The sequence below is a fragment of the Fulvitalea axinellae genome, assembly GCF_036492835.1.
Classification (GTDB): domain Bacteria; phylum Bacteroidota; class Bacteroidia; order Cytophagales; family Cyclobacteriaceae; genus Fulvitalea; species Fulvitalea axinellae.
In genome coordinates this window covers 888,847-901,437 of record NZ_AP025314.1, presented here as the reverse complement: position 1 = coordinate 901,437, position 12,591 = coordinate 888,847, and the positions used below count along the sequence as shown (strand labels likewise).

12 protein-coding genes are annotated in these 12,591 nt (G+C 46.5%); 6 read left to right on the top strand and 6 right to left on the bottom strand.

Translation table 11 applies throughout. From position 1 onward, the window contains the following. Positions 1–11 precede the first annotated feature (11 nt). The 3 genes from AABK39_RS03735 (at position 12) to AABK39_RS03725 (ending at position 4,413) form a co-directional block, all read left to right on the top strand. Positions 12–1,589 carry a hypothetical protein gene (locus tag AABK39_RS03735; protein ID WP_338393578.1) on the top strand — a complete coding sequence of 526 codons (1,578 nt, stop codon included), beginning with the start codon at positions 12–14 and terminating at the stop codon, positions 1,587–1,589. An 89-nt stretch (positions 1,590–1,678) separates the two neighbouring features. After that, positions 1,679–3,634: a discoidin domain-containing protein gene (locus AABK39_RS03730; protein WP_338393577.1), complete on the top strand. Its 1,956-nt coding sequence runs from the start codon at positions 1,679–1,681 to the stop codon at positions 3,632–3,634. A 347-nt stretch (positions 3,635–3,981) separates the two neighbouring features. Next, on the top strand, positions 3,982–4,413 hold the full coding sequence (locus AABK39_RS03725; protein WP_338393576.1) for a hypothetical protein: 432 nt from the start codon (positions 3,982–3,984) through the stop codon (positions 4,411–4,413). A 192-nt stretch (positions 4,414–4,605) separates the two neighbouring features. On the opposite strand, the gene AABK39_RS03720 is transcribed toward AABK39_RS03725, so the two are convergent. Then, on the bottom strand, positions 4,606–5,100 hold the full coding sequence (locus tag AABK39_RS03720; protein WP_338393575.1) for a glycoside hydrolase family 20 zincin-like fold domain-containing protein: 495 nt from the start codon (positions 5,098–5,100) through the stop codon (positions 4,606–4,608). Between the two features lie 81 nt (positions 5,101–5,181). Further along, complete coding sequence (locus AABK39_RS03715; RefSeq protein ID WP_338393574.1) at positions 5,182–5,979, bottom strand: phosphatase PAP2 family protein; 798 nt, start codon at positions 5,977–5,979, stop codon at positions 5,182–5,184. A gap of 281 nt (positions 5,980–6,260) precedes the next feature. Here AABK39_RS03715 and AABK39_RS03710 point away from each other — a divergent pair, with 281 nt between their 5' ends. Together AABK39_RS03710 and AABK39_RS03705 are read left to right on the top strand one after the other, a co-directional pair. After that, complete coding sequence (locus tag AABK39_RS03710; protein WP_338393573.1) at positions 6,261–7,301, top strand: sensor histidine kinase; 1,041 nt, start codon at positions 6,261–6,263, stop codon at positions 7,299–7,301. Beyond that, positions 7,298–8,059, top strand: a complete 762-nt coding sequence (locus AABK39_RS03705) for a LytR/AlgR family response regulator transcription factor (RefSeq protein WP_338393572.1) — start codon at positions 7,298–7,300, stop codon at positions 8,057–8,059. The genes AABK39_RS03710 and AABK39_RS03705 overlap by 4 nt, the downstream gene beginning before the upstream one ends. 204 nt (positions 8,060–8,263) lie before the next feature. On the opposite strand, the gene AABK39_RS03700 is transcribed toward AABK39_RS03705, so the two are convergent. From AABK39_RS03700 to AABK39_RS03690, 3 genes are all read right to left on the bottom strand, one after another. After that, positions 8,264–9,895, bottom strand: a complete 1,632-nt coding sequence (locus tag AABK39_RS03700) for an eCIS core domain-containing protein (RefSeq protein WP_338393571.1) — start codon at positions 9,893–9,895, stop codon at positions 8,264–8,266. Between the two features lie 292 nt (positions 9,896–10,187). Beyond that, entirely contained in the window at positions 10,188–10,712 is a 525-nt protein-coding gene (locus AABK39_RS03695) for a hypothetical protein (RefSeq protein ID WP_338393570.1), read from the bottom strand. Positions 10,713–10,907: 195 nt separating this feature from the next. Next, complete coding sequence (locus tag AABK39_RS03690; RefSeq protein ID WP_338393569.1) at positions 10,908–11,414, bottom strand: DUF6933 domain-containing protein; 507 nt, start codon at positions 11,412–11,414, stop codon at positions 10,908–10,910. Positions 11,415–11,461: 47 nt separating this feature from the next. On the opposite strand from AABK39_RS03690, the gene AABK39_RS03685 reads away from it, so the two are divergent. Next, positions 11,462–11,686: a hypothetical protein gene (locus AABK39_RS03685; RefSeq protein ID WP_338393568.1), complete on the top strand. Its 225-nt coding sequence runs from the start codon at positions 11,462–11,464 to the stop codon at positions 11,684–11,686. Between the two features lie 75 nt (positions 11,687–11,761). Here the strand turns inward: AABK39_RS03685 and AABK39_RS03680 are convergent, their stop codons facing one another. Beyond that, the gene (locus AABK39_RS03680; RefSeq protein WP_338393567.1) at positions 11,762–12,301 is read right to left on the bottom strand and encodes a hypothetical protein; all 540 of its coding nucleotides are present in this window, start codon (positions 12,299–12,301) and stop codon (positions 11,762–11,764) included. Positions 12,302–12,591 lie beyond the last annotated feature (290 nt).

The window sequence follows — 12,591 nt, the reverse complement described above, 5'->3', positions numbered from 1 at the left end:
ACCAGAAAACCATGAGAACGATCAATTCATTTAAATGGACCGCAATGGCGCTGATAGCCGTTATTTTCTCGGTATTAGCGGCTTGTGACGAGAAGAAATTCGAATACGAGGTTCCCGAACTCAGGGTACCGATGGAAGTGGCTACGCTTAACCCCACCTCCGTCACCGAGAACTCCGTCGAGCTAAACGGTGAACTTAGCAGGGTGGGTTCCTACCCTATCAGCGAGCTGTTTTTCGCTTACTGGGAGCAGGGGGATATGGACACCCGCAAGACCATTATGATCGACACCCGCAAAGAGGGCGAGAAGTTTTCCCACAAAGTGGAAGGCCTGAAGTCGTACAAAGGTTACGCTTACGTACTGACGGCCAAAAACGAAAAAGGGGAACGCATGGACGGCGACGTCTTCTCGTTCACCACCAAAATAGCCGCGGGGATCGAAGCCCCGAAAGTGGAAAACGGTAACCCTCTGGACGTTGGCTTTGCCCGAGCCGAAGTAGCCGGGCGCTTGCTCAGTGACGGCAACAGTGACCAGACGGAGGTAACCGTGGTAGCCTGGCGTATAGGCGAACCCGGCGACCCAACGTACGGCAGCGCCGAAATAGCGGATGACGGAACCTATACCGCAACGCTGGAAGGCTTGGACCCTGGCCAAACGTATGAGTACAAGCCCGTAGCGCAAAACGAGCTTTCGTCGGTGGATGGCGAGACCAAAACATTCAAAACGACAAACACCATCTACGTAGACGCCACCGCCCCGGACGGCGGAACAGGCAGTACTTGGGACAAAGCCCTCAACAGCATAAAAGATGCCGTAGGAATGGCTGAACCCGGTATCTCGATTTGGGTTGCGTCAACGGCGCCTTATATGGAACATAATATTCGCCTTAACAAAAAAGGCATTAGCCTTATCGGTGGCTTCAAGGGCGACGAAACCTCATTGGACCAACGTCCTGCGGGGCTTCGCTCCGTTATCGACGGTCATTGGGACAGTGGGGGCAAGTACGCCCACACAGTGCCGAATCACTGGGAGGTTGTAAACAAGGAAATCTTGTTGATAGAGCTAGGTGACAACAACCGTAAAGAGGAAATGCTGATCCAAGACTTCGAACTCACCCGGGCAAATAACCGCAAGGGTGCCGTATTCATCAAATCAGGCAGTCCTATTTTCAAAAATATACTCTTCAAGAATAACATTGGAAGATGGGGGTCTTGCGTACACTACCGCGTTACCGACTCACAGATGATCGACTGCGTTTTTGAGGATAATATCTCTAAAATGGGGGCTGTGCATTCAGACAACAACAGTTTCAATAACAAAAAGTTTTTGATCAAAAACTGTCTTTTCAAAGGCAATGAAGCGACTGAAAAAGGCGGTGCCATATTCGCAGGAAGGGCTACAACCATTAGGGACTGCGTGTTTGAAAACAACACAAGCAAAGGGCCTGCCGCAGTAGTTTGGATCGCGGACTCGTCTTGCCCAACGTACCAAGGCACCAATATCCTCGTGGGAGAAAACACTTCTTCCGACGGAAAAATGTGCGCTGGAGGGCCCGAATGCTGTCCAAACTGGACCATTGGTGGTAATTAAAAAGATAGGCAAAACCAGATGTAGGCAATTTGGTTCATTACGGAGCGTCAAAAAGGCGCTCCATTCCCCAACTTTTTAGATGACTAATCATGAGAATAAACAAATACATACCGGCCACGCTACTTTTTGCGCTGGCCCTCTGGTCTTGCGACCGCGACAAGGAAATATACGAGGCCAAACCCGAACCTAAATACGACGGGAATCCGGTTCATATCCTCAATGATCTTTCCCAATACGAAAACGCAACGCTGAGTGGCACGGAAAAACCTTTCCTGAATTTTCTGGAAGCCGAACAGCAATACCTGACCAAGTCGTACACGGGCGTGGAAAGGCTAAAAGGCAGAATCGGTAACGTCTCGGCGCTGAACGTCTTCCTGAATATGACTGTAGGGGAAGAATATGACGAGGCCGACCGCCAAACCTTCGACGCCACGCTGGCCAACGGCGCAGGCCTAGGCTTCTTCGCCATGGGCGCCGGCAATGCGCAACGCTACAACACTTGGCTGAGCAATACTTACGGCTTCGCGTTCCAACAAGCCGCTCCCGCCACTACCACCGACGAAGGCGCCAACCTTAACGGCACCGTATATTCGCTTGACCTGCAAGACGGCTCTTGGGAAATATTGGCCAAAGCCGGAGGACAACCCGTAGTGGCGATAAAAGAGGTCAAAACCGCCAACGCAACAGGAAAAGTGTTGGCCTGCGGAGTGGACATCTTCAGCGCCGGCGCTGACGGAACCAACAAAGCCCTCTATCAAAAGATACTCTCCGAGATGACCGAGTATTCCGACGGCTTCTTCTCCCCCGACAAAGAGAAGACCGTACTCGGAAGAGAGTTTAATTCTGAGGCCACCGACGCCTCTTTCGCCGCCAACAAGTACATCAAACTCAGGGCCGAGGCCATCCAGCCTCTTTATGAGGAAGTGTTGGCCGAGCTCAAGAACGTAATGACCGTGGAGAAAGGAGTAGCCGATAATATAAATTTCAATATTATCTCAACTGATTCTCCGGGATGGGTAGACGGAACCACCATTAACATCGGCGCCTATTTCGGCGGTTTTCCCGACAATACCGACGCCATGAAGATAAACCTCGCCCAACTGACCGAAAAAGTTTGGGCCCGCCCATTGGAAGAGCCTTTCGAGCAAGAGGCGTTTTCGAAATACCTGATAGCTAAAGTGAGCGCCAACCTCGGTATAGAGGAACCTTACGATATGGTAAAGGACCAAATGGCCAAAGCCAGAGACGACGAGCGCTACCGCACATACGACCCCGTAAGCATGAGCGCCGATGAACAGGCCGGCTACCCGGAATTCCTTCGCCACGGCAAGCTTTTCTTCGTGCTCGATTCTCTCGAAAAAGCCTATCCCGACCTGAACATCATAGGCAAATACTTCGAAACCAAGCGCAAAAAGATCCCTGTATTCGAAGGTTTCAACTACACGGCTCACGATTTTATGTGGGCGCTAGGAGACGCTACCGAAGACGATGATTTTCTACAAAACGTCAAGAACAACACGGGTTACGCCCTTGACGAAACGAAAATCTCGACTCCGCATGCCTACGACCGGATTATCCTGAACCCTATCGGGTGGAAAGCTACATCTGAGGCTACAATTCGAAGCAATGCCAACAGGCCTGAGCACCTTTTTGACGGTTACCCGGATAAGGCTGGTGGCTTTTGGCATTCAATGTGGCAGAACCCCGTACCTCCATTCCCGCATGAAATTATCATTGACATGAAGAAAACACACCGGGTAATGGGCTTCCGTTTCTTGCCTTGGCAAAACTGGAGAAAGGATATGATTATGGATATGGATATTTTCATCAGTCTTGACGGACAGGACTGGGGAGAACCAATAGCCACATTCAAACATGGTCCATTTCACGATCCCGCTTGGCAAGAACTGTATTGCTCAAGCTATAAGGACGCTCGTTATGTGAAAATTTCGATCAAAAAAATGTTCCGGACAGCCGGCACTATTGGAGAGAACCATGACGAGTCAAATATGCATGAGTTTCAAGTATATTCTTTAGCGAAATAAAGCATACACTCACCTAAGGCTTTACCTATTTTGATAGTAAAACCTTCGACACAAAATAAGCGCATAGCAATTTTCTGACAGGCAAAAGGAAAACAAGAACAGGAATGCCACGGCTCACTCACTGATTTTGTTATGCGCTTATTTCAACCCAGACATTCTGAAAGCATATAAAACCCTGCTTACAGAATTCCACCACTATCGTTTTACGATTTTTTTGACCAAGACAGCAGAAGGCATATTGAAGAAAATTTCTTGAGGTACTAGTCTGGCCTTAACTCAAAAGGAAGATTGTCCTGATCTAGCCTCACATCTCTATAATAAATTTGTTAACCTAAATTTCAGTTATTATGAGAACTCTTCTTTCTTTTTTGATTGTTTTCGCTTGCGGATTTTCGACATTCGCTCAATCCCAAACAAACTTCTATCTCTCGTTTCCTACAAATGACAATTCTACTAGTTACGACCAAATATCAATACCTGGCGTAGGAACTTTAGACATTTGGGTGACTTACTATAATTATGGACAAGATGTTCAAATCACTCCTAATTTTCTGGATAATTGCGGCACATATGAGGTCGAATACTTCAATCAATCATCTCCGGGCGAAATTCTATATCCTGAAGCTCTGATTGATATGAAAACATTATCACTAAATGAAACATACGAGTGTCACGCTAACCAATTGGTTTACTTACCTTATTTTAAAATTAAAATAGATAAATGCTTCTCTCCCACTAGAACCATTTTCCTTATGCATAATCTTGAGCCTAGTTTATAGCCCTAAAGACAGGTACCTTCCTTCACTAAAGCTTTGATAATGTTCACATCATAGCATCCTGAATGAAACTGTAGCGCCAGATACCATTAATGAATGAGGGAGGGAGGCAAAACAGTTTCATTCACTATTTTCACACTGAAAGCCTCTGAAGACGGGCGCCAAACTTATCATGACAAATCCCTTTGCACAAGATCACTCCAACATAATCCCCGGATGATCCTCAATCCACACCGAAGGCACCTTCCACATAGCCTCGGATGAAGCCTCGGCATTTCCTCCTCTCATCAGTTGCCGTAGCACCAGAAACGCCCGGACAAATCCGGCTTCGGAAAAAGCCCGGATCTCTATCTTTACCGGGCTAACTCTTAAGCTATATGCCCCGTCAGGCATTGTGGTATTCATTTTTACGGTAATCGGCGCTCCCTCAGCCTCGTTCGTTACGGGAATATGTGTTCCCGTAACCCTTTCGAAATAGGAGGAGAATTTCTCCGATATAACTTTTGCCGATTCGTTTTCAGTACCTATACGTGTTTCCGCATCGAAATTAAAATAGCCCACTCCAGCGATAAGTTTCCGGGGAGAGGGCGTGACCTTAATATCCTCGGCGTTGATTTTTGGACGGCAAGCGCCACAACTTATCAAAATGAACATCACCCAAACCCCGCACACTAACATTCTCTTTTCCATCAAACAGAATTTTAAAGGTTCAAGAATTGGCCGGCCAAGCAATATGCTACGTCATAAGCGAGACAAGGAAGCCCAATAACCTTACAGCTTAATCCGCAACGTCAGCCCCGCTTGCCGGCCATTGTAAAATGGAGCAATGCTCGCTATTGTAGGCACACCCAGTTGTGGCAACACTATCCGTCCTCCCGGTCTTTTCTTTCTTCCGTAAAGTGTTCTTTCCAGCCACGGGTATGCCCAATAAGCCAACCTAACGCTAAGTATACCCACGCCGGCACCCGCCACCACATCAGACACCCAATGCCGGTTGTTTCGCACCCGCATGGCGCCCGTTAGCGTAGCGGCCGCGTATCCGGCTATTCCGTACCACGGCGACACGTCCCAGTATTCCTGTCTCATAAATTCGGCGCTAACAAAGGCCGTGGCGGTATGGCCCGAAGGAAACGACGTGCGGGCCGAACCGTCCGGCCGCAACCTCGCCGTACCTTTTTTGGTAAGGCCCACCGTAGTCCCCATTATGGCCATGGATGTAGCCCATACCGTTGTCCGTTTCCTAAAGGAGCTTTTGCCCTTTATGCCCACGGCGTTAAGGCCGTATACCGCAGCCACGGGAGCGTACTGCAAGTAATCGTCAAAACGACGGGGGGCCAGGGAACGGCTCACCACTTCGGAGTTAACCCGCTGATCAGCCTTGTTGACCGGAGAATCCTGAATCAAACCTATAGCCCCGTACGTAATGCAGAGAGCCGGAAAAAGCCATTGTTTTTTGGTGAAAGCATTAGTTTTCTCTTTGAGAAGATCCGTTTCCAGAGTAGACGTTTGGGCTCTCAATGAAAGAAAAGAGCTTACCAGAATTCCCAAAACCAACAACAATTTCCGCATATCCGATCTTTTAGCATAAAGGTTCCCGCAAGCCTTTTCAGAGGCTCTGACAGGCGTAATCGTTGGCAATTTTGTATGCTTTATATGCTTTTGAAAAAAAGAATATTCCTGCCGTCAGAATATCCACGCGAAACGGGGAAAAACAGAGAAGAGAGTTTATTCCTAGGCGCAATACGCCGATATACGGTTCATCGGCGGATATACCGCTTTCCTCCCCGTTTGTATGGCTTTCGGCGATGTTATCAACCTTTTAACAAGCGTATTACGTATTTTTGCGCAGTATGAGTTCAAGAGCGACAAACACCGAAACCGAGCCCCGGATATTTGACGGAAAGATGAAGATGACAGCCTACATACTGGCGGCCATCATCATGGGCACCCTGCCCGGCTTGGAAGATTTCTTAGACGACGACCGCCAACTAAAGGACCTGTGGCTTGGGATGCTCCTGACCCCCCTGTTCCTGACGGCCATTTTTCCGCTGGTTGGGATCGTGGTCCGGTTCTGCTGGAAATTCTTCGGAAGATGGTTCCGCAACAAGAAAACCGGGACCAGCGTAATTTCAATCGCCCTTTGTCTCTTGGTACCGGTATTGGTAATGTCCATAGCGCCCGGAACCTTCGGCAACGCCCTATGGCCCGAGGGTATCAACACCCTGCTGTTTATGGCCATAACCCTGACGGTGGAGGGCTTTGAGCTGGTGCTGGTACAGCGCCAACAACTGGAACGCCAAAACTACCGACTTCTCAAAGCCCATGGCGAAGCCAAATACCAAGCACTGATCAACCAGATAAACCCGCATTTCCTGTTCAACAGCCTCAACGCACTCTCGCACCTGGTACACAAAGACGCCGACAAGGCCGAGCATTTCATCGAGGAACTGAGCCGTATATACCGGTATATCCTACAGCTCAACGAGACCTTCCTCGTCCCGCTCAGACAAGAGGTGGAGTTTATCGAGTCGTACCTCTTTCTGCAAAAAATACGCTTCCGCGATAACCTGGACATGCGCATAAACCTGAATCCCAGAACACTGGACAAGTGCGTTCCCCCGCTTACGCTGGAGCTTTTGGTGGAAAACGCCGTCAAGCACAACGAGGTGTCGGAGTCCCATCCGCTGGTGGTGGAACTTTACGCGCAGGGCAATACGCTGATTGTGGAAAACCGAATACGCCTGCGCGAAGACTACCGCAGTGACACAACCAAAATCGGGTTGAAAAACCTGATGGAAAAATTTGAGATACTGGACGAGAAACTGCCCGAGTTCATTACCGAAAACGGAAAGTTCATCGCCAAGATACCATTGTTTGATCCGGAGATATGATAGAGGCTGTTATAATCGAAGACGAGGATTTCGCTGTCGAGCGACTAAGGACTTTACTCGAACAGACTGACGTGGAAGTAAGGGTGGTGGCCGTATTGGATTCCATCAAAAAGTCCGTGCAGTGGCTGGCCGAAAACGAGGTAGACCTAATATTTCTGGATATCCACCTGGCCGACGGAAGCGCCTTCAAGATATTCGAACAGATAGAGGTGCGCTCTCCCATTATCTTCACCACGGCCTACCACGAATACGCCCTAAGGGCGTTCGAACAGATGAGCGTGGACTACCTGCTGAAGCCCGTAAACAGGCAACGCCTATCGCAAAGCCTGAAGAAACTGGAAGCGCTCTCGGCGGACAAACCCGCCACCGGACTCCCCGCCGACTTGGAGCGCCTGGCCGATATGCTGAACGGACAACGCAAGCCCAAGAACTTTCTGGTAAACGCCGGTAACAAAGTGACCGTAGTAAGCTCGGACGAAGTGGCCTACTTCTTCACCGACGCCAAACTAACCTTCCTCTTCACCCACGACGGCAAACGCCATGTCCTCGACATGTCATTGGTACAGCTGGAAAACACCCTCCGTCCCTACGACTTCTTCCGGATCAACCGCCAATTCCTAATCAGCCGGCAAGCCGTATTGGAACTCCGCTACTCGTCCGCCACCCGCCTAAAAGTATACCTAAAGAAAAGTGGCCACGGCGAGCTACTAGTAGCCCGCGAAAAGATTGGTCAGTTTAAGCGTTGGTTAGCTGAGTGAGTCAACAAGCTAGCGCAAGTGTTAAACGAAAGTGGCACTTGCACTCATTAAACACCAGCCTCCAAACTGAAACATAACGCTTTTCAAATATCTGCATATCAAGTCTAGGGCATGAAAAAAAACACTGGATAACTATCGCCTAACTCTGGTGCCAACGTTGGGTATCAATAAGGATACTTGTGACGGCTAAGAGCATTATTAATGCTAGTCTAAATTAAGAAAGTACTTCTTTGCCAAGGCAACCAATTCTTCTCTAGAGATATTTTTTTTAATTTTATGATAACCATCTTGATCCATCAGATCCCCATACACTCCCCGTCCAGATAAAGCTTTGGTAGCACTAGAATTACTCCGTTCAATTCCCCCTTTAGGGGAACCTATAAATCCGGCTAACGACTCCTCGGTAATAGGGTGTTTTCGCAAAGTTAACGTAGCTAATCTTGCGAAGTATTCGTTCAATCCTTCGTCTCCCAGTGGAGTTTTCCTCAATGACTCAGCAAAACCAGGATGAGCCAGGTTATGCATGGTCTCGTGAATAATAAGGTGAAGTCCTTGTCCCGGAAATGCTCCTCCCGCATTAATACATTGGTAGCCATCCATTGCCTGCCCTTGTATACCTCCATTGACATCCTCTATCTCTTTGAGAATTTTTTCTTTTGGATCGTAACGACTTACTTTTTCTTTCCAATAACCAATGACTTCCTGTTCTATTTCGTCATATGGTCGTGAACCTGCGCCACCTTTTTCAACCCACGCAAAATGATAACTCCTTACAGCAAACTCTTGTCGGTTATATATTCTAAGTTTACCAAGGGCACTTCCCATACGTTCAAAGACGGGGCGCCTCACTTCAGGTGGCAAATGGTCAAGTAATTCTGTTATGAGTGGCTCGATCCCATATCTGATTACGTTTTCTTGCATTTGAGCGAGCCATTCATTCGTGGCCTGAGACCAATCAACCCGAGAATTATCATGCCATCCATCAAATGCAGTTTGTGTATCATGCGCAGTTAAAACAGGAATAACACTAATCGAATTCCATTCGGACCAAGTCTTCTTTTTTCCCTGCAGGGTTTCATAGTCAGCTTGCTTACCTACTTTAATTAAAGACGGGTCCTTTATTTCGAACCACATGTTCCCTGCTTCATCGGTACACCATTCTACCCCATCCTTTAACCGATCCCATCGGTATATATCTCCATCCTTATTCCAAACTCTTTGAACTGGATGGGCTCCTTGACTTGCATTAGTTTCCTTTGGCTGTGAATCAGAGTGGACCTTCCAATTTGTTGCAATTTCTCCCATCACATCCGCCTCTTTCTCCAACCCAGCATCATCATTCACATTCACTTTGCCCTTCATCTGCATGGTTGGCTTTACCCTCCCTTGCTTCTGTTGCACCACATGCCAGGCCTCATGAGGAAGATGCCTTTCTTGTCCGGAAGCCAAATGTATATCCGTTCCCTGCGCATAGGCATGAGCGTGCAATTGGGCGGGTTTGTTTGAATTGTAATGAACTTTCACGTCATCCATAGAATAACCCGAAAGGTTTTCTATACCGGACTTCAGGTTGTCGGGCAAGCCGGTATTATTCTCTTTTTTCTGGATAGGTGTAGGCTCTTGTAAGGGAAGGTTGTTCGCTAATATCTGCTTTTGTACAACTCGCTGAGTATTTGGGCTATCTCCAGCCAGCTCTCGCAACCTCCTTTGCGCAACAGATATAGAACGATTATCCACAAACTGAAAAGTAGATTCACTGCTTGCCAAGCCTTGAGAAACAGCATTTGAGACCGATTGACTTTTGTTTTCTTCCGTTTTATCAGAGCGAATATTCATGGTTATTTCAGGTTTTGGTCTATCCTTTAAAAAGGTAAATGCTTCTCACCAATTCTCACACCTCTTCCAGATACTCTGAATATAAAAAATCTCACTCCACACACACCCTAAATATGACTTTAATTTTATTTTTTATAATTAAAAATTAACAACAACAAAAGTATGATTACCAGATTATCTCACACCAAGAAAAATAATACGGTGAGCGGACAAAGCTAGCCCAGTCCCTACAAAACAAAAGGGGACGACCGTACGCCATCCCCTTCTGATATACCAATTGTGAATCAAAACTCTAGTCTTGCGAGGCCAACGAGGCCACATACTCCACACCCTCAAAAAACACCGAACCCTCGCCGATATTGCCTGGAACCACATAATCGTTGATGTAATTCAGCAGGGCTTGGCGGTATATGCGGTACTTCTGCCCAAACACTATAGCGTCTGTAGTGGCATGATGTACGTCCGCGATTGAATCGCTCTTGTTGTTCTCCAAATCGAAATTGATCTTGAGGAGCCTAGCCTTGTAGACAGCCAGATCCACCTCAAACTTGGCCAGAAGATTGGCGTCCTGCTCTTGCGAGATAGTGAATTCCAAACCGGCGATATCCCTTACCAGCTTCTGCTTGATATCCAGCAAGTTCGCCACCTTTCCGTCTAGAGTATCTTCCTTGGCCTCTTTGCCCAGCGCCTTATAGAGGATTTGGCGGATATACTTGGTTTCCTCGTCAATATACGTTTGGCATTGCCCCAGATTCTCCGCTATCTTCGGGTAGTCTTCCGGCGGAATGCAATTTTCGGGTTTCAGTTGTTCTTCCATTATACTTTTTACATTTAAGGTTTATGAAATAGAACGTCACCCAAGCATTTACAATTCCTGTACCGGAAAGGAGGGGCCAAGAAGAAAAAACACGTTTTGGAGGGAAAAGTTTAGCCGAGGGCCTTAAAAATGTCTTAAAGGTGATTTCCATAGGCCGTCACAAACATAAATGCTTACGACGGCCGGTGAAAAGGACTAGCCGAGCTCCTTTTCCAACCTCTTGACCATCAGAAGCGCCGGGCTGGACGATCCCGATGTTTGAGAACCAAGAATATTCTTGTCACTCTTGTTGATCGCTTCCATAACATTGTCCCAACTGTCTTGCCTAAGCATAAAAAAAATAGTCATGGCCCGGTTATAGGTGTATTCAAGCAAATCGTCACGCTCCGGGTTGGCGAATGTCAAGGGCGGTTGTTTAGCGAAATAATTCTCCAAGGCCTCCTTTGACACTTTTCCGCTCAGAGAGGTCTCCAAAGCTTTCTGAAAACACTTGGAAAAGTTTCTGATTATCGGCTTGGTGCTATTCTCAAGGCAGACGGTATATCCCGTAAGCGAATTTACCAAGACGAACCCTCTCTTTCTGTTGGTGATCATCTGCAAACCGACATACCAATGCCATAAGCCGAACTCCGGCTGGCTGGCGGAGATCTCGTATTCCGTTTTTATCTTTTCCTGAACGTGAATCGAAGCGCTGAAAATCATATCTGTATCTCGTTAATTCCTAACGGGACAAAAATATACAGAATCTAATGATAAACCTCACCGCCGTCGCAAGCATCCTTGCTTGTGACAAAACAAACCGCAAGTTTCCTAACTTGCCTCGATCTGTTTGGAAATACCGCACGGGCAAGTTTGGAAACTTGCTGTATGAAAAATCACAAGCAAGGATGCTTGCGATGGCCGTCTGTACGCTGGCGGGAGCTGGGGTCAATTTTTATTTTTTCAGTAACACTCTCTTCTTCTTGTCCAAATGAAACAAGACTTAATGAAGGTTAAGATATTTTTCATTCTGGTTTTTTAATGCCCTACAACGGCTAATAAAACCCGTTTTAATGGGTTTTATTTTTTGTTGTACCACGTTTTTCTTTCTTTTTCTTCTTTCTATCTTCGGTAGCAATGTAGTCTACTAACCGTTTGGTCTCCTCGTTAAACTTTTTAATTCCAATATCCATTGAACCATATGAGACACATGCATTACCTAAGCTTACATATGTGATTCCGTAAGGATTACCTTCTTTATTTAATCTTTCACATAATTCAGTGCTATTCATTCCACCTCTATGTATGAGAACTGGAGTTCCCTCAGAATAAAATCTCCTCGCAATTTGTTCTAACCGCACATATAATGCTTGATTGAGTAGAGTGTCTTTGTCATAGGCTTCTAAAAATGTAAAACAACTTGCCAAATTGCAGAAGTCTAACCTCTTTGAATAGTTGTTAATTTTCAAGTATTCTATTGAATCTAGACTATCGATACAACGGTTGACATACTTGTCCAGTAAAAGTGTTGAATAGATTGAGTCTTTACTCTGCCCAAAGGTTAGGATTGGAAACAGCTGAATAATTAATATGAATATTGCTCTTTTCAATGGTGATGTGGTACAACGTAGGAATAACAGGAATTCCTGTTATTTCCTCTACACCTAATAGATTCTTTCCCACAAAAAAATAAGATTTATTTACACACACAACACATCCTTAAATTTTTTAAACTAAACTTAGTTTGTGCTACATTCAAAACCTCTCTTACGAATATATAATCTCCTAAAAATTCACACATATAGTCCAAATCCTGTTATTTCTTATATCCGGGAAATAACGAGAGCTCGCCAGTCGAATTTTCTGTCGGCGATTTTCTGGACTGGCAAGAACTCACAGC